The organism is Jatrophihabitans sp. (assembly GCF_036000465.1).
Taxonomy (GTDB): domain Bacteria; phylum Actinomycetota; class Actinomycetes; order Mycobacteriales; family Jatrophihabitantaceae; genus Jatrophihabitans.
The window spans coordinates 72084-94541 of record NZ_DASYFV010000044.1 but is presented as its reverse complement, the minus strand read 5'-3'; the positions used below and the strand labels follow the sequence as shown (position 1 = coordinate 94541).

At 72.9% G+C, this 22458-nt stretch carries 21 protein-coding genes and 1 pseudogene; 11 read left to right on the top strand and 11 right to left on the bottom strand.

Translation table 11 applies throughout. The features are described from left to right. Positions 1–15 precede the first annotated feature (15 nt). The 7 genes from ftsH (at position 16) to VGN18_RS14305 (ending at position 6507) form a co-directional block, all read left to right on the top strand. Positions 16–2124: an ATP-dependent zinc metalloprotease FtsH gene (gene ftsH, locus VGN18_RS14335; RefSeq protein ID WP_327540382.1), complete on the top strand. Its 2109-nt coding sequence runs from the start codon at positions 16–18 to the stop codon at positions 2122–2124. 72 nt (positions 2125–2196) lie between these two features. After that, positions 2197–2802 (top strand): GTP cyclohydrolase I FolE, encoded by a 606-nt coding sequence (gene folE, locus VGN18_RS14330; RefSeq protein ID WP_327540381.1) that lies wholly within the window; start codon positions 2197–2199, stop codon positions 2800–2802. Positions 2803–2813: 11 nt separating this feature from the next. Beyond that, positions 2814–3644, top strand: coding sequence for a dihydropteroate synthase (gene folP / locus VGN18_RS14325; protein ID WP_349259925.1), 831 nt, complete (start codon positions 2814–2816; stop codon positions 3642–3644). A 73-nt stretch (positions 3645–3717) separates the two neighbouring features. Next, the gene (folB, locus tag VGN18_RS14320; protein ID WP_327540379.1) at positions 3718–4077 is read left to right on the top strand and encodes a dihydroneopterin aldolase; all 360 of its coding nucleotides are present in this window, start codon (positions 3718–3720) and stop codon (positions 4075–4077) included. Between the two features lie 73 nt (positions 4078–4150). Beyond that, positions 4151–4639: a 2-amino-4-hydroxy-6-hydroxymethyldihydropteridine diphosphokinase gene (gene folK / locus VGN18_RS14315; RefSeq protein ID WP_327540378.1), complete on the top strand. Its 489-nt coding sequence runs from the start codon at positions 4151–4153 to the stop codon at positions 4637–4639. Continuing rightward, positions 4636–5109 carry a DUF3180 domain-containing protein gene (locus VGN18_RS14310; RefSeq protein ID WP_327540377.1) on the top strand — a complete coding sequence of 158 codons (474 nt, stop codon included), beginning with the start codon at positions 4636–4638 and terminating at the stop codon, positions 5107–5109. Before folK ends, VGN18_RS14310 begins: the two co-directional genes overlap by 4 nt. Positions 5110–5181: 72 nt before the next feature. After that, the gene (locus VGN18_RS14305) at positions 5182–6507 is read left to right on the top strand and encodes a DUF6779 domain-containing protein (protein ID WP_327540376.1); all 1326 of its coding nucleotides are present in this window, start codon (positions 5182–5184) and stop codon (positions 6505–6507) included. Positions 6508–6519: 12 nt separating this feature from the next. Here the strand turns inward: VGN18_RS14305 and VGN18_RS14300 are convergent, their stop codons facing one another. From VGN18_RS14300 to VGN18_RS14245, 11 genes and pseudogenes are all read right to left on the bottom strand, one after another. Further along, positions 6520–7122, bottom strand: a complete 603-nt coding sequence (locus VGN18_RS14300; protein WP_327540375.1) for a TetR/AcrR family transcriptional regulator — start codon at positions 7120–7122, stop codon at positions 6520–6522. An 18-nt stretch (positions 7123–7140) separates the two neighbouring features. Continuing rightward, a complete protein-coding gene (locus tag VGN18_RS14295) occupies positions 7141–7899 on the bottom strand; it encodes an enoyl-CoA hydratase family protein (RefSeq protein WP_327540374.1) in 759 nt (252 codons plus the stop codon). Next, the gene (locus VGN18_RS14290) at positions 7899–9059 is read right to left on the bottom strand and encodes an acyl-CoA dehydrogenase family protein (protein WP_327540373.1); all 1161 of its coding nucleotides are present in this window, start codon (positions 9057–9059) and stop codon (positions 7899–7901) included. Before VGN18_RS14290 ends, VGN18_RS14295 begins: the two co-directional genes overlap by 1 nt. Positions 9060–9061: 2 nt before the next feature. Then, a complete protein-coding gene (locus VGN18_RS14285) occupies positions 9062–11035 on the bottom strand; it encodes an acetyl/propionyl/methylcrotonyl-CoA carboxylase subunit alpha (RefSeq protein ID WP_327540372.1) in 1974 nt (657 codons plus the stop codon). A 136-nt stretch (positions 11036–11171) separates the two neighbouring features. After that, a complete protein-coding gene (locus VGN18_RS14280; protein ID WP_327540371.1) occupies positions 11172–12770 on the bottom strand; it encodes an acyl-CoA carboxylase subunit beta in 1599 nt (532 codons plus the stop codon). Continuing rightward, positions 12767–13921 (bottom strand): acyl-CoA dehydrogenase family protein, encoded by a 1155-nt coding sequence (locus VGN18_RS14275; RefSeq protein ID WP_327540370.1) that lies wholly within the window; start codon positions 13919–13921, stop codon positions 12767–12769. Before VGN18_RS14275 ends, VGN18_RS14280 begins: the two co-directional genes overlap by 4 nt. Next, the gene (locus VGN18_RS14270; protein WP_327540369.1) at positions 13911–15608 is read right to left on the bottom strand and encodes an acyclic terpene utilization AtuA family protein; all 1698 of its coding nucleotides are present in this window, start codon (positions 15606–15608) and stop codon (positions 13911–13913) included. Before VGN18_RS14270 ends, VGN18_RS14275 begins: the two co-directional genes overlap by 11 nt. Continuing rightward, positions 15605–16399 (bottom strand): TIGR03084 family metal-binding protein, encoded by a 795-nt coding sequence (locus tag VGN18_RS14265; RefSeq protein WP_327540368.1) that lies wholly within the window; start codon positions 16397–16399, stop codon positions 15605–15607. The genes VGN18_RS14270 and VGN18_RS14265 overlap by 4 nt, the downstream gene beginning before the upstream one ends. Before the next feature lie 91 nt (positions 16400–16490). Further along, positions 16491–16937: a hypothetical protein gene (locus tag VGN18_RS14260; protein WP_327540367.1), complete on the bottom strand. Its 447-nt coding sequence runs from the start codon at positions 16935–16937 to the stop codon at positions 16491–16493. A gap of 103 nt (positions 16938–17040) precedes the next feature. Beyond that, positions 17041–17741, bottom strand: a pseudogene (locus VGN18_RS21115) (SDR family oxidoreductase). Between the two features lie 55 nt (positions 17742–17796). Then, positions 17797–18126 carry a hypothetical protein gene (locus VGN18_RS14245; protein ID WP_327540364.1) on the bottom strand — a complete coding sequence of 110 codons (330 nt, stop codon included), beginning with the start codon at positions 18124–18126 and terminating at the stop codon, positions 17797–17799. A 117-nt stretch (positions 18127–18243) separates the two neighbouring features. On the opposite strand from VGN18_RS14245, the gene VGN18_RS14240 reads away from it, so the two are divergent. The 4 genes from VGN18_RS14240 to nadC are packed head-to-tail and all read left to right on the top strand — an operon-like array spanning position 18244 to position 22449. Then, positions 18244–19134 carry a Rossmann-like and DUF2520 domain-containing protein gene (locus tag VGN18_RS14240; RefSeq protein ID WP_327540363.1) on the top strand — a complete coding sequence of 297 codons (891 nt, stop codon included), beginning with the start codon at positions 18244–18246 and terminating at the stop codon, positions 19132–19134. After that, the gene (gene panC / locus VGN18_RS14235; protein WP_327540362.1) at positions 19131–19958 is read left to right on the top strand and encodes a pantoate--beta-alanine ligase; all 828 of its coding nucleotides are present in this window, start codon (positions 19131–19133) and stop codon (positions 19956–19958) included. Before VGN18_RS14240 ends, panC begins: the two co-directional genes overlap by 4 nt. Before the next feature lie 2 nt (positions 19959–19960). After that, entirely contained in the window at positions 19961–21601 is a 1641-nt protein-coding gene (locus VGN18_RS14230) for an L-aspartate oxidase (protein WP_349259924.1), read from the top strand. Beyond that, complete coding sequence (gene nadC, locus VGN18_RS14225) at positions 21598–22449, top strand: carboxylating nicotinate-nucleotide diphosphorylase (RefSeq protein ID WP_327540360.1); 852 nt, start codon at positions 21598–21600, stop codon at positions 22447–22449. The genes VGN18_RS14230 and nadC overlap by 4 nt, the downstream gene beginning before the upstream one ends. Positions 22450–22458 lie beyond the last annotated feature (9 nt).

Here is a 22458-nt window from a genome sequence, read left to right as displayed (position 1 = left end):
GTTCGTGATAACGATATGAATCGCAAGCGCATCCTCCGGTCCTGGTGGCTGTATGCCGTCCTGGTCCTGTTCGCCTTCCTCATCCTGCCCGGGCTCATCTCGGGCGGGAGCAGCTACCACGGGGTGAGCACCTCCGACGCGCTGCAGCAGATCAGCTCGAACAACGTCAAGAAGGCGGTCCAGGCGGACAAGGAGCAGACGCTCCAGCTCGAGCTGAACACGCCGTTCCAGGGCAAGTACGCCAAGATCAGCACCCAGTACCCCGCCGACGCCGGCTCCGACGTCTACCGGACGCTCGAGAACGCCGCGAAGGCCAAGGGTTCGACGCTCCAGTTCCGCACGCTCGTCACCAAGGACAACACCTGGCTCTCGCTGCTGGTGAGCCTGCTGCCGATCCTGCTCATCGTCGGCGTCCTGTTCTTCGTCATGAGTCAGGTGCAGGGCGGCGGCAACCGGGTCATGAGCTTCGGCCGGTCGAAGGCCAAGCTCGTCACCAAGGACACCCCGAAGACGACGTTCGCCGACGTCGCCGGGGCGGACGAGGCGATCGAGGAACTGGACGAGATCAAGGAGTTCCTCGCGAACCCGGCCAAGTTCCAGGCCATCGGCGCCAAGATCCCGAAGGGCGTGCTGCTCTACGGCCCGCCCGGCACGGGCAAGACGCTGCTGGCCCGCGCCGTCGCCGGTGAGGCCGGGGTGCCGTTCTACTCGATCTCCGGGTCCGACTTCGTCGAGATGTTCGTCGGCGTCGGCGCGAGCCGCGTCCGCGACCTCTTCGAGCAGGCCAAGTCCAACGCGCCGTCGATCGTCTTCGTCGACGAGATCGACGCCGTCGGCCGCCACCGCGGCGCCGGCATGGGCGGCGGGCACGACGAGCGCGAGCAGACCCTCAACCAGATGCTCGTCGAGATGGACGGCTTCGACGTCAAGGGCGGCGTCATCATGATCGCCGCCACGAACCGACCCGACATCCTCGACCCGGCGCTGCTGCGTCCCGGCCGCTTCGACCGCCAGATCGCCGTCGGCCCGCCCGACGTCATCGGCCGCGAGGCCGTGCTGAAGGTGCACGCCAAGGGCAAGCCGTTCGCCGCCGACGTCGACCTCAGCGTCATCGCCCGCCGCACGCCCGGCTTCACCGGCGCCGACCTCGCGAACGTCATCAACGAGGCCGCGCTGCTCACCGCGCGCAACAGCGGCCGGCTCATCACCGGCGCCGCGCTCGAGGAATCGATCGACCGCGTCATCGCCGGGCCCGAGCGCAAGACCCGGGCCATGAGCGACAAGGAGAAGCGGGTCACCGCCTATCACGAGGCCGGGCACGCGCTCACCGCGTGGGCGATGCCGAACCTCGACCCGGTGCACAAGGTGACGATCCTGCCGCGCGGCCGCTCGCTCGGGCACACCCTCGTGCTGCCCCTCGAGGACCGCTACACCCAGACCCGCGCCGAGATCCTCGACCAGCTCGTCTACGCGCTCGGCGGCCGGGCCGCCGAGGAGCTCGTGTTCCACGAGCCGACGACGGGGGCGTCCAACGACATCGAGAAGGCGACCAAGCTCGCGCGCGCGATGGTCACCGAGTACGGCATGAGCACAAAGCTCGGCGCGGTCAAGTACGGCACCGGCGACGCCGAGCCGTTCATGGGCCGCGACTACGGCCACCAGCGCGACTACTCCGAGGACATCGCGGCCGACATCGACGCCGAGGTGCGCGACCTCATCGAGGGCGCGCACGACGAGGCCTGGGAGATCCTGCAGCAGTACCGCGACGCCCTGGACGCCATGGTCCTTGAGCTCGTCGAGCGCGAGACGCTCACCAAGGACGACCTCGAGCGCATCCTCGCGCCGGTGCGCAAGCGCCCGCCGCACAACACGTTCAGCGCGTTCGGCAAGCGCACCCCGAGCGACCGCCCGCCGGTCGACATCCCGGTGGCGCTGCGCAAGCCGGCGGCGAACGGGGCGAACGGGCACAACGGTGCCAACGGCAGCAGCGAGCCGTCCGGCTCCTTCCCGGGCGCGATGCCGGAGCCGGCCCCGCCGCAGCCTCCGGCGCCGTCCGACCCAGGTGGCGGCTTCTTCGGGCCGCAGCACGGCGAGTCGGCCACTCCGCCGTACGGCGGAGGGTGAGCGACTCTTGCGGATCGAACCATCGGTGCAGAAGTCCTGTGGCGGCCGTATCGAGCGTAGCGAGGTAGGCCGATGAGCACCCTCGAGTCCGGCGTGAACGGCACGGCCCCCGCGGTCGATGTCGCTCGCGCCGAGGCCGCCGTGCGTGAGTTGCTGCTCGCGATCGGGGAGGACCCCGATCGCGAGGGCCTGAAGGCCACGCCGGGACGGGTCGCCCGCGCCTACGCCGAGGTGTTCGGCGGACTGCACGTGAACCCCGACGACGTCCTCCAGCCGACCTTCGACGAGCACCACGACGAGCTCGTGCTGGTCAAGGACATCCCGCTGTACTCGACCTGCGAGCACCACCTCGTGCCGTGGCACGGCACCGCCGCCGTCGGCTACATCCCGGGCACGGACGGCCGCATCACCGGGCTCTCCAAGCTGGCCCGCGTCGTCGACCTCTACGCCCGGCGGCCGCAGGTGCAGGAGCGCTTGACCTCGCAGGTGGCCGACGCCGTCATGCGCCGCCTCGAGCCGCGCGGCGTGATCGTCGTGATCCAGGCCGAGCACCTGTGTATGGCGATGCGGGGTATCCGCAAGCCGGGCGCGCAGACCATGACCTCGGCCGTCCGCGGCACCTTCAAGGCCGACCCCCGCACCCGGGCGGAAGCGATGAGTCTCATCCTCGGTCGCTGACCGTGGCCGTCCTGCCGGGTCGCCCCGACCGCATCAGCGTCGTCGGCGTCCTCAACGTCACACCGGATTCGTTCTCCGACGGCGGCCGCTACGCCTCGGTCGACGGCGCGATCGCGCACGGCGTCGCCATGCGGGACGACGGGGCCGACCTCGTCGACATCGGCGGCGAGTCCACCCGTCCCGGTGCGCGGCGGGTGTCGGCCGACGAGGAGCTGCGCCGGATCATGCCGGTGATCGAGGGGCTGGTCGACGAGGGCGTCGCGTTGAGCGTCGACACCTACCGGGCCGAGGTCGCGGCGGCGGCGCTCGGGGCCGGGGTGGCGGTGGTCAATGATGTGTCCGGCGGGCTGGCCGACCCGGCGATGGCGGCCGTGGTGCGCGACGCCGGCTGCCCGTGGATTCTCATGCACTGGCGCGGGCACAGCGAGCGGATGGCCGAGCTCGCCGCCTACGACGACGTCGTCAAGGACGTGCGGGACGAGTTGTCGGCCCGGGTCGACGCGGCCGTCGCGGCCGGCGTTCCCGAGTCGCGGCTCGTGATCGATCCCGGTCTGGGGTTCGCCAAGACAGGCGCGCACAACTGGGCCCTCCTGGCCGCGCTCGACTCCTTCGTGGGCATCGGGCTGCCGGTGCTGGTCGCGGCCTCACGCAAGTCGTTCCTGGGGACGCTGCTGGCCGCGGCTGACGGCACGCCCCGACCGGTCGACGATCGGGAGGACGCCACGACCGCGATCACCGCGCTGTGCGCCGCCGCCGGGGTGTGGGGCGTGCGGGTGCACGAGGTGCGTCCGGCGGTGGACGCCGCGCTCGCGGTCGCGGCGGTTCGGGCGGCGCGGGCATGAGCGGCGCGTGCGGAGCGAAGCGTGGGCCCAGAAGTCCTTCGGCGGCCGGACCGGACGCAGCGGGGGTAGGCCGATGAGCGACACCATTTCGCTGACCGGCCTGCGGGTACGCGGGTTTCACGGGGTCTTCGACTTCGAGCGGCGCGAGGGGCAGGACTTCGTCGTCGACGTCGTGCTCGAACTTTCGACGGCCGCGGCCGCGGCGTCCGACGACATCGTCGACACGGTGCACTACGGCGAGCTGGCCGAGGGGCTGGCGGCGGTGGTGGCCGGGGAGCCGGTCAACCTGCTCGAGACGCTGGTGGCGCGACTGGCCGACGCCTGCCTCGCCGACGCCCGCGTCGACGCCGCGACCGTCACCGTGCACAAGCCACAGGCGCCGATCCCACTGACGTTCGGCGACGTCGCGGTGACGATCCGGCGGGCTCGATGAGCGACGCTAGCGGACCGATCCATGGGCACAGATCTCCTCCGGCGGCAGAACCGAGCGCAGCGAGGGCAGGCCGATGACCGCAGCGGTGCTGTCGATCGGGTCGAACCTGGGTGATCGCGCGGCGACGCTGCAGGCCGCGGTCGACGCGTTGCGGCCGTGGCTGCGGGCCGTCTCGCCGGTGTACGAGACGCCGCCGTGGGGTCCGGTGCCGCAGGACCCGTACCTGAACGCGGTGGTGCTCGTCGCCGACGCGCGGGCCACGCCGCGCGACTGGCTGAGTCGCGCGCACGCGGCCGAGCAGGCCGCCGGCCGCACCCGAGAGGTGCGGTGGGGCCCGCGGACGCTCGACGTCGACGTGGTGGCCGTGGACGACCTGGTCAGCGACCACCCGGAGCTGACCCTGCCGCATCCGCGCGCGCACGAGCGGGCCTTCGTCCTCGTGCCGTGGGCGGCGGCCGACGCCGCGGCCGTGCTCGGCGGGCGTCCGGTGGCGGACCTGATCGCGGCACTGCCGACCGGCGACGTCGCGGGTGTCGTCCGCACCTCGGTGGAACTCGCGTGACCCACGAACCGGGCATGCGCCGCACCCGGTGGGGCGACCTCGCCGTGCCGCTGGTCGTGATCGGGGTGACGGTCTACGTGCTGCTGCGCTTCTCCTACGGCTCGTTGCCGCCGCTGCAGCCGCTGACGCCCGTGCCGCTGGCCGCGCTGGCCGTCGTAGAGCTCGTGGCCGCGCGGCGGGTGCGGGCAGCGGTGCGGCACGTGCCCGACGCCAAGCCGATGACCGCCATCGCGATCGCCCGGTGCGTGGCGCTCGCCAAGGCGTCGTCGCTGGTCGGTGCCGGCGTGGTGGGGGCGGCGCTGGCACTGCTGTTGCGGGTGCTGCCCGACGCCGGGACGGTCTCGGCCGCGTCCCGCGACACCCGCGCCGGGGTGTTCCTGCTGCTCGCGGCGGCGGTGCTGGTCGGGGCCGGGCTGCTGCTCGAGCGGGCGGCGATCGATCCCGGACACGACCAAGATCGACGCCGGTGAGGAAGCTGTGAGCATCCGGCCGGTCTGATCGGCCGGACCGGCGGGGCTGGTCACGTTGTCTACGATGGTGCGGTGCCACGCCCCGATACCCCGCCCCTGACGCGTGGTGTCGCCCTCCGCACGGCCGGGTTCGGCCTGGCGGTCGTGCTCGGGGTCATCGCCGTATGGCTCATCTCGACGAGCACCACACCGAAGAGCCTGCAGCTCGGCGTCCTCGCCGGCCTGTGGGGCGCGATCCTCGGCGCGTTCACGGCGTTCGGCCGCCGGCAGCACGACGAGCCCGAGGCTCCGGCCGAGACGGGCACCGAGCTGGAGCTGCGGGCGTCCGGTGAGCTCGACCGGGCCGACGAGGCCGCGGCCCGACGCGCCTACGAGGTGCGGCTCGAGCACATGCTGCGACGCGAGATCAACGCGACGATGACCCGCGAGGTCGCTTCACTGCGGTCGGAGATCGCCCAGCTGCGCCAGGACCTGCTCGAGAAGGTGGGCGGCCAGCTGCGGCTCGAGCGGATCGAGACCACGCGCCTCATCGGCTCCGACCTCGAGGCGCTGCAGCACGAGGTGCGCCAGCTCAAGCAGGCCAGCACCACCGGGTCGCTCGAGATCGCGCTCGGTCGCCTCGCCGGCGCCGACCTGGGCCGCACACGCTCGGTCGTCGAGGCCGACGTCCACACTGTCGAGCGGGTCGACGCCTCGGTGCGCCCGGTCCAGCCGACGGTCGAGGTGCGCGAGCCGATCGCCCCGCCGCCCCCGCCCGCGCCGCCCGAGCAACGGACTCCGCCACCCGCGAACGCGCCGGCGCAGCAGCCCGCCGCCCCGCAGCCCGCGGCTCAGCAGGCGGCCGGCCCGGCCGCCCCCGGAGCACGCCTCAGCCCGCCGGTCAGCCGGGGGCCGCGCCTGCCGCAGAAGGCCGACGCGGCCGCACCGCCCCGCGTCGCCGCACCTCCTCCGGCCGCGGCTCCGTCCGAGTCGCGTCCGCAGCAGCCGGCGCGCCCGGCCGTGCCGCTGCCGCCACCGCCGCCGCCACCGATCGCCGTCGGCGCCGCCCGGGGCGAGGATCCGTTCGCGTCGCTGCCCCGCATCCGTCCGTTCACCGACTTCGAACTCGACCCGATCGAGTCGGTACCCGCCGCGGCGAAGCCCGAGCGCGAGCCGGAGCCGGCCGAGGGTCCGCGCTACACCGGACGCCGCCGCGTCGCGGACGAGATCGAGGCGGAGAAGGCGGCCCAGGCCGCGGAGAAGGCGGCCGAGGCCGAGCGCGACGCCGGGCGCCACTCGCGCGGCGGCGAGGGTGGGGCCGAGGCTCCGGCCGGACGCCGGCACCGCCGCGCCGACGAGAGCGACTCGGGCGAGGACCTGCTGGCCCGCCTGCTCGCCCGCGAAGGCGTCCAGCGCTGAGCTCGGGCCCCGTTACGGGTGCAGCGTGGCGTCGAGGATCGTCGCCCACTGCCGGGCGATGCGGTCGCGCCGCGCGCTGTCGTCGGTGAGCAGGGTGGCCAGGCCGAGGCCACGGGCAAGGTCGAGGGTGGCCTGCACGGTCTCGCGCACGCCCTCGACCTGCTCGTCCACGCCGAGGAGTTCGACGACCGAGCGGTGGATCTCGCGCCCGATGCGGGCCTCGAGCGGGACGATCTGGTCGCGCAGCTGAGGCTCGGACGCGGCCGCCACCCACAACATCAGCGCGGCCCGGAAGAACGTGCCGGTGAACAGGCCGAACACGAGGTCGACGATCGCCGCGGTGTCGAACTCACGGCGCTTCTCGCTGACCTCGCGGCGCATCTCGGCCGCCCGCTCGGTCGTCACCTGTTCGAGCGCGGCGGTGAAGAGCGCCTCGCGGGTGGGGAAGTGGTGCTGCGCGGCCCCTCGCGAGACGCCGGCGTGCTCGGCGACGACCGCGACGGTGCTGGCCGTCCACCCGAGGTCGGCAAGACACGTGATGGCCGACTCCAGCAGCCGCGCGCGGGTGGCCCGGGAGCGGTCCTGCTGCGGCTGGCGCGCCTCGGCGACGGTCATCGGGCGGTGGACATCGGTCTAGGCGCTCGCCCAGCGGGGCGGACGCTTCTCGAGGAACGCCCGCATGCCCTCGCGGGCCTCCTCCGAGCCGAACAGCCGCTGCGACTGCGCCTGCACCTCGTCGCCCCGCTCGGCGAACGCGGCGAGCATCGTCCGCGTGGTCACCGGTTTGGTCTCGGCCAGGCCCTGGGGCGAGCAGGCCCGCAGCGCGTCGGTGAGCACCGCGAGCTCGGCGTCGAGATCGTCGGCGGCCGTCGTGATCAGCCCGCAGTCCGCAGCCGCCGCGGCGTCGAACTTCTCGCCGGTGAGGTAGTAGCGCGCGGCGGCCCGCTCGCTCATCCGGGTCAGCGTGCTGAGCGAGATGATCGCCGGGGCGAGGCCGAGGCGCACCTCGGTGAACGCGAACGACGCCGCCGGGCTCGCCACGGCGATGTCGCTCGCGCCGACGATGCCGAGGCCACCCGCCCGCACCGCGCCGTCGATGCGGGTGATCACCGGCTTGGGCAGCTCGGCGATGGCGCGCAGCAGGTCGAGCATCCGTTTCGTACCCATGGCCGGACCGCCCTCGGCGGCCGACTCCTTGAGGTCGGCGCCCGCGCAGAAGGTCGTGCCGGAGTGGGTGAGGACGACGGCCCGCACCGCGTCGTCGGCCGCGGCCGCCTGCAGGTGCTCGGTGGTCTCGGTGACGAGCTGGGCCGAGAGCGCGTTGCGGTTGTGCGGCGAGTCGAGCGTGATCGTCGCGATCGCGCGCTCGACGGTGTAATGCGTGAGTGCCATCAGTACGACTTCGGCAGGCCGAGACTGAACTGGGCGACGAAGTTGAGGATCATCTCCCGGCTCACCGGCGCGATGCGCGCGACCCGGGCGCCGATGAGCAGGTTGCCCAGCCCGTACTCGTGCGCGAGGCCGTTGCCGCCGTGGGTCTGGACGGCCTGGTCGACGGCGGCGATGGACGCCTCGGCGGCGGCGTACTTCGCCATGTTGGCGGATTCGCCCGCGCCCATGTCGTCGCCGGAGTCGTAGAGGGACGCAGCCTTCTGCATCATCAGCTTGGCCAGCTCGAGCTCGACCTTGGCCTTGGCCAGCGGGTGCGAGATGCCCTGGTGGGTGCCGATCGGCTTGCCGCCCCAGACGGCGCGCTCGTTGGCGTAGGCGACGGCCTTGTCCATCGCGTAGCGGCCCATGCCGATCGAGCCGGCTGCGGCCATGATGCGCTCGGGGTTGAGCCCGGCGAACAGCTGGGCGAGGGCGGCGTCCTCATCGCCGATGAGCGCGTCGGCCGGCAGCCGGACGTCGTCCATGTAGAGCATGAACTGCTTGTCCGGCATCACGACGTCCATGTCGATCGCGTTGTACTCGAAGCCGGGGGTGTCGGTCGGGAAGGCGAAGAGGGCAGGCTTGAGCTTGCCGGTCTTCTGGTCCTCGGTGCGGGCGACGATGAGGATCGCCTGCGCGTGATCGACACCGGACACGTAGTACTTGCGGCCGCTGAGCAGCCAGTCGCTGCCGTCGCGCCGCGCCGTCGTGGTGATCTTGTGTGTGTTCGAGCCGGCGTCGGGCTCAGTGACCCCGAAGGCCATGATGATCTCGCCGCTGGCGATGCCGGGCAGCCAGCGGTCCTTCTGCTCGTCGGTGCCGAAGCGGCTGATGATCGTGCCGTTGATGGCGGGCGAGACGACCATCATGAGCAGGCCGCAGCCGGCCGCGTTGAGCTCCTCGCCGACGATCGCGAGCTCGTACATGCCGGCCCCGCCGCCGCCGTACTGCTCGGGCAGGTTGAGCCCGATGAAGCCGGCCTTGCCGGTCTCGTTCCACAACTCGGTCAGCGGCTCGCGGTTGCGGGCGCGGGGCGCGGTGTACTCGTGGCCGTAACGGCGGCCGAGCTCGGCAACGGCCTTGCGCAGCGCGAGCTGCTCTTCCGTCTCGCGAAAGTCCATGGTCACTCCTCCGGGTCGGTGACCACGGCGAGAACCGCGCCCACGTCGATCTGCTGTCCTGCGCTGACCGGCAGCTCGGCGATGACGCCGTCGGCCGGGGCATTGATCTGGTGCTGCATCTTCATGGCCTCGAGCCAGAGGATCGGCTGGCCCGCCGTGACGGTGTCGCCCTGCGCGACGGCGATGCGGATGACCGAGCCGGGCATCGGGGCCAGCAACGAACCCGCGGCCACCTGCTCGGCCGGGTCGACGAAGCGCGGGACGCGGCGCAGCCGCACCGCCCCGAGCGACGAGTCGACGTAGGTCTCGTCGCCGTGGACCTCGACGGTGAACCGGCGCCGCACGCCGTCGGTGTCGAGAGTTACGAGAGCACTGCTCACAGAAACGAGAGCAGTGCTCTCGAATCCGTCGGCAACGAGCCCGTCGCGGGTCAGCCGGTAGCCGACCTCGTGGGTGGTGGTGCCCTCGAAGGTGATCTGCTGCGGCCCCGACACGACGTTGCGCCAGCCGGACGGGATCTCGCGCAGCACCACCGCGTTCTCGCGGGCCGCGGCGTCGAGCGCGAGGGCAGCGGCGAGCGCGCTGATCCGTTCCCCCCCGGCGTCGGCCAGCGGGGCGGCCAGCGTGTCCAGCCCGTGCCGGTCGAAGAACGCCGTGTCGGTCTCGCCGGCGAGGAAGGCGGGGTGGCGGAGCACGTTCACGAGCAGGTCGCGGTTGGTGACGACGCCGTGCACGCGGCTGCGGGCCAGCGTGGTCGCGAGCGCTCGGGCGGCCTGGTCGCGGGTCGGCGCCCAGGCGATCACCTTGGCGAGCATCGGGTCGTAGTGGATGCCGACGACCGAGCCGTCGACCACGCCGCTGTCGAGGCGGATGCCGGCCGAGCGCGAGTGGAGGTCGAACTCGGTCGTGACGCCCGGAATCTCGACGCGGTGCAGCGTTCCGGACTGGGGCTGCCAGCCGGCCGCCGGATCCTCGGCGTACAGGCGCACCTCGATGGCCGCGCCGTGGCTCGCGGGCGGTTCGGGGTCGAGCGTCGCACCGCCGGCGACCGCCACCTGGAGGGCGACGAGGTCGAGGCCGGTGGTGCACTCGGTGACCGGGTGCTCGACCTGCAGTCGGGTGTTCATCTCGAGGAAGAAGAAGCGACCGTCGTCGTCAGCGATGAACTCGACCGTGCCCGCGCCGGTGTAGGCGATGGCGCTCGCGGCGGCCCGGGCGGCGTCGAAGAGTTCCTTGCGCAGGCCGTCGCCGATGCGCTCGACGAGCGGCGAGGGCGCCTCTTCGACGACCTTCTGGTGCCGGCGCTGGATCGAGCACTCGCGCTCGCCCACGGCCCACACCGTGCCGTGCCGGTCGGCCATGACCTGCACCTCGATGTGCCGCCCGGTCGCGAGGTAGGGCTCGCAGAAGACGGTCGGGTCGCCGAACGCGCTCGCCGCCTCGGATCGGGCGGCCTCGACCTCACCGGTCAGGGCGTCGAGGGAGCGGACGATGCGCATGCCACGCCCGCCGCCACCCGCGCTGGCCTTGATGAGCACCGGGAGGTCGGCCTCGGTGACCGATCCCGGATCGAGCTCGGTCAGCACCGGCACGCCGGCCGCGGCCATCATCCGCTTGGACTCGATCTTGCTGCCCATCGAGTCGATCGCCTCGGGCGGCGGCCCGATCCAGGTGAGCCCGGCCTCGATGACCGCGCGGGCGAACCCCGCGTTCTCGGACAGGAAGCCGTAGCCGGGGTGGACGGCATCGGCGCCCGCCTGCCGCGCCGCGGCGACGATCAGGTCACCCCGCAGGTACGTCTCGCCCGGCGTGCTGCCCGGCAGGTGCACCGCGGCATCGGCCTCGCGCACGTGCGGCGCATCGGCGTCCGGGTCGGAGAACACGGCCACCGTGCCGAGTCCGAGGTCGCGGCAGGTGCGGAACACCCGTCGCGCGATCTCGCCCCGGTTCGCGACGAGGACGGTCGTGACGCTCATCGGTGCAGCCCCATCCCGTTGAGTGGCGAGTTCCGCCGTTGAGTGGCGAGTAGGTACGCGCCACTGAAGACCGTTTCTCGCCACTCAACGGTCGGGGCGGGCGGCGGGGCTTGCCGGATCGCTCCGCAGGCGTCGCTCACAGCCGGAACACCCCGTAGCCCTGGGCGCCGGCGACGGGTGCGTTGTGGACGGCCGACAGCGCGATGCCGAGGACGGTGCGGGTGTCGCGCGGGTCGATGATGCCGTCGTCGTAGAGCATGCCGGAGAGGAAGGGGGCGAGCGACTGCTCCTCGATCTGGCCCTCGACGTAGGCGCGCATCTGGGCTGCGCCGGCCTCGTCGAACTCCTGACCCCGGGCCTCGGCGGCCTGCCGGGCGACGATGGTCATGACACCGGCGAGCTGGGCCGGTCCCATCACGGCCGACTTCGCCGAGGGCCAGGTGAACAGGAAACGGGGGCCGTAGGCGCGTCCGCACATGCCGTAGTTGCCGGCGCCGTAGGAGGCGCCCATCGTGACGGTCAGGTGCGGCACCTTCGAGTTCGACACCGCGTTGATCATGAACGCGCCGTGCTTGATGATGCCGCCCTGCTCGTACTCCTTGCCGACCATGTAGCCGGTGGTGTTCTGCAGGAACAGCAGCGGGGTGTCGGCGCGGTTGGCGAGCTGGATGAACTGCGCCGCCTTCTGCGCCTCCTCGCTGAACAGCACGCCGCGGGCGTTGGCCAGGATGCCGATCGGATAGCCGTGCAGCGACGCCCAGCCGGTGACCAGCGACGATCCGTAGAGCGGCTTGAACTCGTCGAACTCGGAGCCGTCGACGAGCCGGGCGACGACCTCGCGCGGGTCGAAGGGCACCTTCAGGTCGGTGGGGACGATGCCGAGCAGGTCCTCGGCGTCGTAGAGCGGCGGAGCCGGATCCGGTTTGGGCGAGGGGCCCTGCTTGTGCCAGTTGAGCCGGCCGATGATCTCGCGGCCGAGGCGGATCGCGTCCCGCTCGTCGACGGCGAAGTAGTCGGCCAGGCCGGACTGCCGGGCGTGCATGTCGGCGCCGCCCAGCGACTCGTCGTCGGACTCCTCACCGGTCGCCATCTTCACCAGCGGCGGGCCGGCCAGGAACACCTTGGCCCGCTCCTTGACCATGACGACGTAGTCGCTCATGCCCGGGATGTACGCGCCGCCCGCGGTGGAGTTGCCGAAGACCAGCGCGAGGGTCGGGATGCCCTCGGCCGACAGGCGGGTGAGATCCCGGAAGATCTGCCCGCCCGGGATGAAGATCTCCTTCTGCGTCGGCAGGTCGGCACCACCGGACTCGACCAGCCCGATCATCGGCAGCCGGTTCTCCAGCGCGATCTGGTGCGCCCGCAGGCTCTTCTTCAACGTCCACGGGTTGGACGCGCCGCCGCGCACGGTCGGGTCGCTGCCGCTGATCAGGCACTCGACGCCGTTGACGATGCCGATGCCCGTGACGACGGAGGCGCCGACGGTGAAGTCCGAACCCCACGCCGCCAGCGGTGAGAACTCGAGGAAGTGCGAGCCCGGGTCGATGAGCAGCTCGACGCGCTCGCGCACCAGCAGCTTGCCCCGCTCGTGGTGCCGGGCGACGTACTTCTCGCCGCCGCCGGCGACGGCCTTGGCCTGCTCGGCCTCGACGTTCGCGATCTGCTCGAGCAGCGCCGCGCGGTTCGTGGCGTACTCCGGCGACGACCGGTCGACCGTGGTCTTGAGGATCGTCACGACGTGTATCCGAGCGTCTTGGCCGTGAGCCCGGTCAGGATCTCGTTCGTCCCGCCGCCGATGCCCATGATCCGCATGTCGCGGTACTGCCGCTCGACCTCGGACTCGCGCATGTAGCCCATCCCTCCGTGCAACTGGACGGCCTGGTCGACCGCGTACATGCCGGCCTCGACCGCGGTGTTCTTCGCGAAGCAGGCCTCGGTGACGAGGTTGGTCTCGCCGGCGGCGGCGCGGGCCGCGACCGAGCGGGTGTAGACCCGCGCGACCTCGATGCGCCGCGCCATCTCGGCGAGCGTGTTCTGCACCGGCTGCCGGCTGATCAGCGGGCGGCCGAACGTCTCGCGGTCCCGGCACCACTGCACGGTGAGATCGAGCGCGCGCTGCCCGCAGGCGTAGGACTGCACGGCCAGCCCGATGCGCTCGGAGACGAAGTTCTGCGCGATCTGGACGAAGCCGGTGTTCTCCTTGCCGACGAGATTGGCGACCGGCACCCGCACGTCGACGTAGGAGAGCTCGGCGGTGTCGGAGCAGAGCCAGCCCATCTTCTCCAGCTTGCGCGAGACCGCGAAACCGGGCGTGCCCTTCTCGACCACGATCAGCGAGAGGCCGTGCGCGCCGGCGTCGCCGGTGCGCACCGCGGTGACCACGAAGTCGGCCCGCACGCCGGAGGTGATGTAGGTCTTGGCGCCGTTGATGACGTACTCGTCGCCGTCGCGTGTGGCCGCCGTGCGGATGCCCGCGACGTCCGAGCCGCCGTCGGGCTCGGTGATCGCGAGCGAGCCGATCATCGCGCCGGCGATCGTCGGGCGCACCCAGCGGTCGATCTGTTCGGCGTCGCCCGCCGCGACGAGGTGCGGCAGCGAGATGCCCGACGTGAACAGCGACGCGAACAGCCCGCTCGACCCGCCGGCGTAGTGCATCTCCTCGGCCAGCACCAGCGCGTCGACGGCGTCTCCGCCGCCACCGCCGACCGACGACGGATAGGAGAGCCCGATCAGTCCGAGCTCGCCGGCCCGCTCGTGCAGGGAGCGCGGTAACTCACCCTCACGCTCCCATACCGTTTGGTATGGCAGCACATCGCTGCGGACGAAGCGCCGGATCGTGTCGCGCAGCGCCGCGCGCTCCGGGGTCGCGAACGGGTCAGAGAGCACGAGCCGCCTCCGGGATCTCGACGACGCGCGAGCGCAGCCACTCGCCGATGGCCTTGGCCTGCGGGTCGTGCCGCGCCTGCGAGGCGACACCCTGCCCGAGCACGCCCTCGACCACGAAGTTGAGCGCGCGCAGGTTGGGCAGCACGTTCCGCGTGACCGGCAGGGACGCCGTCTCCGGCAGCAGCCGCTTGAACTCGGCGACCGTGAGGAAGTTGGCGAGCCACGACCAGGCGGCGTCGGAGCGGGCCCACACGCCGACGTTGGCCGAGCCGCCCTTGTCACCGCTGCGGGCGCCGACGAGCGTGCCGAGCCAGAGCCGCCGCGACGGCCCGGACGGCAGTGCGGCGGGCAGGTCGGGCTCGGGCACCGCCTCGAGCTGGCGCGTCTCGCCGGCCGGGGCGATGTCGACCCGCGTCCCGTCGGGATGCACCGCGACGTGCGGCACCTCGCCCGCCGGCACGAATGCCGAGGTGAACACGCCGTAGGGGGAGGCGTCACCGGGCGGGGCGGTGACGAAGAAGCCCGGGTAGGACGCCAGCGCGAGCTCGATGGCCGCCCCGGAGAATGCCCGGCCGAGCGCCTTCGGATCGGTGCCCCGGACCACGCAGTGCAGCAGCGCCGCGGCCTCCTCCTGCACGTCGGCGTCGGTGTGGTCGGTGCGGGCGAGCGTCCACGTGGCGTCGAGGTCGGCCAGCTGCTGCTTGACGAACGACGCCTTGGCCTCGATGTCGAGACCGGTGAGCACGAAGGTGACCTCGTTGCGGAATCCGCCGAGGGTGTTGAGCCCGACCTTGACCGTGGGCGGGGGGGCCTCGCCCCGCACGCCGCTGATGCGCACGCGGTCGGGGCCGTCGCCGGTCAGCTCGATGGTGTCGAAGCGGGCGGTGACGTCGGGTCCGGCGTAGCGGGCGCCGCCGATCTCGTAGAGCAGCTGCGCGGTCACCGTGCCGACGCTGACCGCGCCGCCCGTCCCGGGGTGCTTGGTGATGACCGACGAGCCGTCGGCGAAGACCTCGGCGATCGGGAAGCCGAGCGGCTTGTCGAGGGGGCCGAGCTCGCGGAAGAACGCGTAGTTGCCACCGGTGGCCTGCGGCCCGCACTCGATGACGTGCCCGGCCGCGACGGCGCCGGCCAGCTCGTCGTACGAGGTCCGGTTCCAGCCGAAGTGCGCCGCGGCCGGCCCGACGACCAGCGACGCATCGGTGACCCGCCCGGTGACGACGATGTCGGCGCCGGCCTGCAGGCACGAAGCGATGCCCCACGCGCCGAGGTAGGCGTTGGCCGCGAGCGGCTCACCCAGCCCGAGCTCGCCCGCGCGACTCCGCAGGTCGTCGCCCTCGACGTGCGCGACCGAGACGTCCAGGCCGAGGTTGTCGGCCAGGGTGCGCACCGCGTTCGCCAGGCCGGCCGGGTTGAGCCCGCCGGCGTTCGTCACGATCTTGACGCCCTTCTCGAGCGCGGTGCCGAGGGAGGATTCGAGGTGGCGCAGGAAGGTCTTGGCGTAGCCGAGAGAGGCGTCCTTGAGCCGGTCGCGGCCGAGGATCAGCATCGTCAGCTCGGCCAGGTAGTCGCCGGTCAGGACGTCGATCTCCCCGCCGGTCAACATCTCGTGCATGGCCGAGGCGCGGTCGCCGTAGAAGCCGGAGGCGTTGGCGATACGCAACGGAACCGAAGGTGGTGTGCTCACGTCGCGTCTCCGGACGGTGCGCGTCCCTCGCCGGGCGGCCCGGCGAAGGCCTGGGCGATGTCGAGCCAGGCGTCGGCGTCGGCCCCGACCGCGACGACGGCGAGATCGGCCCGGTTGCGGCGCTGGGTCACGAGCAGACAGAAGTCGAGCGCCGGGCCGGCCACCTGCTGCGCGGCGTCGTGCGGCCCCCACGTCCACAGGTCGCCGAACGGGCCGACGAGCTCGACCCGGAACGGCTCGGTCGGCAGGGTGCGGTCGTTGACGAGGAACGCGAAGTCCCGGGTGCGCACGCCGATGTGGGCGATGTGCCGCAGCCGATCGGTACCGAAGTGCTCGACGCCGAGCGCGTCGAAGACGTCCTGCGAGTGGGCCCACGTCTCCATCAGGCGTGCGGTGGCCATCGACGTCGGGCTCATCGGCGGCCCGAACCAGGGCAGCTTGACACTCTCGGGCACCCGGCGCAGCGCGTCGGCCAGGGCGCGGCGCGACGCGCGCCACGAGGCCAGCAACTCCTCCGGCGGCCCGGCGGCCCGTTCGGCGGCGGCGCGGTCGACATAGCCCTCCCAGGCCGACGCGACCTTGCTCAGCTCCAGTTGGAAGGCGTCCGGCTCGGCCGCGGCCAGCCGGGCGATGTCATCGGTCCAGGCGAGGTGCCCGACCTGCTGCGCGACCGTCCACCCCGGTGCCGGCGTGAGTCGCGACCAGTCCTCGGCGGGGCGCGTCGAGAGCAGTTCGTCGAGCGTGTCGCCCTCGTCGGCGAGGTCGGCGAGAACACCGGCAAGGTCAGCCACATTGGGAGCCTGGCACGGGCCGCCCGAAGAATCAAGCCTGCATGCTTGTTTTTCGCGGCGTCAGCAACCGGGCCGACGATCGAGGTGGGGGCTACGCCGCTTCGGACGACGTGGACGGGTGCTCGGGGGCGCCCTTGAGCATCCGGCTGTTCGGCACGACCAGCAGGCCGCCGGCGACCATCAGGGTCGTGTTGGCCGGCCCCACGCGCACTATCTCGGCATCGACGACCGAGTGCAGCGTGGGCACGAACAGGCGCACCTGCTCGCCCGGGCTGTACGGCTGGGCCAGGCGCATACCGGCGCCGGCCACGAGGCTCTCGACGGTGCGCCGGCCCAGAACCGCGGCCACCAGCGCCACGCCCCCGCCGACGAGCACGACCAGGTCGTCGGGCAGGCCGAGCACCAGCGTGACGGCCACGGAGAGCAGCACGGCGACGACGGCGGACGTGAGCGGGGCGAGCACCGGGGTCGGCCGCGCCGAGGCGCGGGCGCGGCGATCGGCACAGTGCCGACGCGCGTCGTCCCGGATCAAGCTCATTCGCATCACATCCCTTGCGTAGCAAGGGATTCCCGGCTGGGGTCGGGACTACTCACACCTCTGCCAGCGTGTCTAGTGAGGGTGCTCACTCGCCCCGGTCGGATCAGGCCATCTTGCGCAGAACGCGCAGCGGCGCGTGCCGCATCACGAAACCGAGCGGGCGCCACGGCCAGGCCGGGACAGCGGCCTCGGCGACCTCGCGGTCGATCGCGGCGACCATCGCGCGCACGCCCTTCTCGGTCGTCGCCACGAGCGGCGTGCGCTGCGCCACACGCTCGTTCATCTCCGAGGCGATGTAGCCCGGGAAGAGCGTGGTCACGACGATCGGCGTGCCGACCATCTCGACCCGGATGCCCTCGGCGACCGACGCGATGCCGGCCTTCGAGGCGGCGTACGCGGTCAGGCTCCCGGGCAGCCCGCGCATCGCCGACATCGACGAGATCACGACGAGAGATGGCCGGCGTTCGCGGCGCGGAAGTGTTCCATCGCCGCCTCGCACTGGGCCAGCGCCGAGACCAGGTTGGTGGTCACGGTCTGGCGGTTGACGTCGAAGCGGCCGGTGCCGACCGGCGCGCCCTTGCCCAGCCCGGCATTGACGATGACGCGGTCGAGGCCGCCGAGCTCGTCGGCGAGGCCGCGGATCACGGTGAAGACGTCGTCGTGGTCGTCGACGTCGAGGTTGCGGATCACCACCGTGCGCTCGGGGTGTGCGGCCCGGATCTCGGCGCGCAACTCCTCGAGCCGCTCGAGCCGGCGCGCGCACAACGCGAGGTCGTGACCCTTCGCCGCGAACTGCCGGGCCATCTCCGCGCCCAGCCCCGAGCTGGCGCCGGTGATGAGGATGCGGCGGCGGTCGCCCCTAGGCGCTCTCAAAGGGCCAGCCGTTCTCGCTGGCCGCCTTCGCCTGCTTGCCCTTGAACTCCAGGTGCTCGGCGGTCAACTCGACGGCTCGGGCCAGGTCGACCCCGGTCTGGTCGGCGAGCAGGAACACCCCGTACGCGAGCTCGCCGATCCGGGGCGACCAGTCCGGGCCGGGACGGAACGGGCGGCGGCCCCGGTCGGTGCCGGCGGTCACCGTGGCGGTGAGGGCCCCGAGCAGCGTCTGCAGCTCCAGCAGGAGCGTGGGGACGGTGGCGTGCAGGTCGGCGGTGTCGGCGCTGCGGGCGACGGTCTCTTGCAGATCGGTCACGGCTCCCGAACCTACCTGCCGGTGACTCTGCGTGACAGCCGTGACCCGAACGGGCCCGCGCGGGCGGCCAGTAGGCTCGCGGACGTCGCTCGACACCGGCGAAGTGAGGATCGTCCATTGACCAGCGCGCCAGCAGCGCGACCGGCTCGTCTCCGCGTGGGTGTCGTCGGCGCCGGCCGGGTCGGCAGTGCCCTCGGTGCGGCGATCGCGCGGGCCGGTCACGACGTCGTCGCCGTGAGCGCGGTGTCGGCGGAGTCGCTGGCCCGGGCCGAGCGGATGCTGCCCGGTGTGGCGGTCCGCCCCGTCGACGAGACGGTCTCGACGGCCGACTTCGTCCTGCTCGCGGTGCCCGATGACGTGCTGCGTCCCCTCGTCGCCGGTCTCGCCGAGACCGGCGTCTGGCGGCCGGGGCAACTCGTCGCGCACACCTCGGGGGCCCAGGGCATCGGGGTGCTCGACGCCGCGGCGGCGCGCGGCGTGCTCGCGCTCGCGCTGCACCCGGTGATGACCTTCACCGGACGACCCGAGGACCTCGATCGGCTCGACGGCGCGACCTGGGGCGTCACCGCCCTCGACGAGCTGCGCCCGGTCGCGGAATCGCTCGTGCTCGAGATGGGTGGCGAGCCGGTATGGGTGCCCGAATCGGCCCGGCCGCTCTATCACGCGTCGCTCACGGTCGCGTCCAACCACCTCGTCACGCTCGTCAACGACTCGATGACGCTGCTCGACGGTGCCGGGGTGGCCGAGCCGGCCCGCCTGGTAGCGCCGCTGCTCAGCGCCGCGCTCGACAACGTGCTGCGCCTCGGCGACGCCGCCCTCACCGGTCCGGTGTCCCGCGGCGACGTCGCGACCGTGACCGCCCACGTGCAGACGCTCGCGCGACGCGCGCCCGACGTGCTGCCCTCCTACCTCGCGATGGCCCGCCGCACGGCCGAACGGGCGCACGCCTCGGGCCGGCTCAGTGCTGCCCAGACCGACGCCGTCCTCGCCGCCCTGGAGATTGCATGACGGTGTTCGCACTGACCCGGGCGGATCTCGCCGCGGCCCGGGACGACCTCGCCGGACCGGTCGGGCTCGTCCCCACGATGGGGGCGCTGCACGCCGGGCACGCCGCGCTCATCGAGGCGGCGAAGGAGGTCTGCGAGTCGGTCGTCGTCACGATCTTCGTCAACCCCATGCAGTTCGCGCCGACCGAGGACCTCGCCACCTACCCCCGCACCCTCGACGACGACGTCGACCTGTGCCGCCGCCTCGGGGTCGACCTGGTGTGGGCGCCCGGCGTCGAAGACGTGTACCCGGCCGGCGAATCGCAGGTGAGCGTGCACCCGGGCCCGCTCGGCAGGATCCTCGAGGGCGCGTCGCGGCCCACCCACTTCGCCGGCGTGCTGACGGTCGTCGCCAAGCTGTGCCACCTCGCCCGCCCGGCGCTGGCCTTCTTCGGCGAGAAGGACTACCAGCAGCTCGCCCTGATCCGTCGGATGTCGGGCGACCTCGATCTCGGCGTCGGTATCGCCGGCGTGCCGACCGTGCGCGAGCCGGACGGCCTGGCGCTGTCGAGCCGCAACGTCTACCTCTCGGCCGACGACCGGCAGCAGGCGCTCGCGCTGTCCCGCGCGCTGTTCGTCGGCCGCGACGCCGCCCCCGACGGTGCGCTCGCCGTGATCACCGCGGCCACCGCGGTGCTGGCCGCCGCACCCGGCCTCGACGTCGACTACCTCGAGCTGCGCGCGGCCGATCTCGGCGAGATCCCCGAGCACGGCCCGGCCCGCCTGCTCGTTGCCGCCCGGGTCGGACGAACCCGGCTCATCGACAACGTCGCGGTGGAGCTGTGAGGCTGCCGACGCGCCTGGCGGCCCCGGAACCCGGATGGCACGTCGAGACCGACGTCGTGGTCGTCGGTTCCGGCATCGCCGGGCTCACCACCGCGCTGCACATCAGCCGCCAGTCGTCGCTGCGGGTGCTGCTCGTGACGAAGGACGTGCTGGCCGCCGGCAGCACCCGCTGGGCGCAGGGCGGCATCGCGGCGGCGCTCGGCGCCGGTGACTCGCCCGAGGACCACTTCGCCGACACCGTCGTGGCCGGTGCGGGCGTGTGTGACGAGGCCGCCGTGCGGGTGCTCGTGCGCGAGGGCGCCGCCGCCGTGCGCGAGCTCGTGCAGATGGGCGCCCGGTTCGACCGCGCCGGTGACGGGCAGCTGTCGCTCACCCGGGAGGGCGGCCACCACCGCGACCGCATCGCGCACGCCGGCGGCGACGCGACGGGGGCGGAGATCCAGCGCGCACTCGTCACCCGCGTGCTCGACGCCACCGGCGTCGACGTCATCGAGCACGCGCTCGTGCTCGACCTGCTGACCGCGGCCGACGGCTCGGTCGCCGGGCTCACGCTGCACGTCATGGGCGAGGGCCAGCGCGACGGCGTCGGCGCCGTTCGGGCCCGCGCCGTCGTGCTCGCCACCGGCGGCATCGGCCAGGTCTACGCGTCGACGACCAACCCCAGCGTCTCGACCGGCGACGGCGTGGCCGCGGCGATGCGGGCCGGGGCTGTCGTCCGCGATCTCGAGTTCGTGCAGTTCCACCCCACCGTCACCTGGCTCGGACGCAACTCGCGGGGCCAGCAGCCCCTCGTGAGCGAGGCGGTGCGAGGCGAGGGCGCGTTCCTCGTCGACGATGCGGGTGAGCGGTTCATGCAAGGGCAGCACGAGCTCGCCGACCTCGCCCCGCGCGACGTCGTCGCCAAGGCGATCCTGCGCCGTATGCGCGAGACAGGCGCCGAGCACGTGTGGCTCGACGCGCGCCACTTCGGCGCCGAGAAGTGGCGCGTCCGCTTCCCGACGATCCACGAAACCCTGCTGTCGTTGGGGATCGACCCGGTGCGCGACCTGATCCCGGTCGTCCCGGCCTGTCACTACGCGAGCGGTGGCGTGCGCACCGACCTCGTCGGGGAGTCGTCGCTGCGTGGCCTGTTCGTGTGCGGTGAATCGGCCTGTACCGGCGTGCACGGCGCCAACCGGCTGGCCTCGAACTCGCTGCTCGAGGGTCTCGTGTTCGGGCACCGCATCGCCGAGACCGTCGTCGCCCGACTCAGCGAACCGACAGCGCCGCCGGAGGTCGTCGCCCCGGCGGCGGTCAGCGGGGGCCTGCTCGCCGAGTCGGCGCGTCCGGAGCTGCAGCAGCTGATGTCGCGCGACGTCGGCGTGCTGCGCGACGAGAAGGGGCTGACCGTGGCCGGCGAGGGCCTGGCCGCGCTCGCCACGCGCGACGGCGGCACGCCCGGCACCGAGGCGTGGGAGACGACGAACCTGCTCACCGTCGCGTCGGCCCTCGTCGCCGCCGCGCAACGCCGCGAGGAGACCCGCGGCGCGCACTGGCGCGACGACCACCCCGATCTCGACGACGCGCACTGGCGCGGGCACCTCGACACCGGGCTGACCGCCGGCGGCGAGCTCGTCACCGACTACGTGGCCATCCCCTCATGACCGAGCTCGCACCCGGGCTGCCCCGCGACGTCGTCGCCGACATCGTGGCCCGCGCGCTGGCCGAGGACCTCGGCCCCGAAGGTGACGTGACCACCACCTCGACCGTCGACGCCGCCACCGTCTCGGCCGCGAACCTGGTGTCGCGCCAGGACGGCGTCGTGGCCGGCCTGCCCGTCGCCGCGTACGTCTTCGAGACGGTCGGCCAGGGGCGCGTGCAGGTCGAGTTCGGCAGCGCCGACGGCGCGCGGGTGACCTCGGGCGAGGTGCTGGCCACCGTGCGCGGGCCGATGCGCGACCTGCTCACCGCCGAACGCACCGCGCTGAACCTGCTCGGGCACCTCTCCGGCGTCGCGACGCTCACCCGGCGCTGGGTCGACGCGATCGAGGGCACCGGCGCGGCGATCCGCGACACCCGCAAGACCATGCCCGGCCTGCGCGCGCTGGAGAAGTACGCGGTGCGCTGCGGCGGCGGGGTGAACCACCGCATGTCGCTGTCCGACGCCGCGCTGGTGAAGGACAACCACGTCGTCGCGGCGGGCGGCGTCGTCGAGGCGTTCCGCCGCGTGCGCACGGCCCACCCCGACCTGCCGCTGGAGATCGAGGTCGACACCGTCGAGCAGGCCCGCGAGGTGATCGACGCCGGCGCCGACCTCGTGCTGCTCGACAACATGGGCCCGGCCCTCCTGCGCGAGGTCGTCGCCTACGCGCGCGGCCGCGCCCGGCTCGAGGCGTCCGGACGGCTCTCCCTCGACACCGCGCGCGAGGTCGCCGGGACCGGCGTCGACTACCTTGCTGTCGGCGCGCTGACGCACTCGGCGTCCGTGCTCGACATCGGCCTGGACATCTAGGGGAACCGC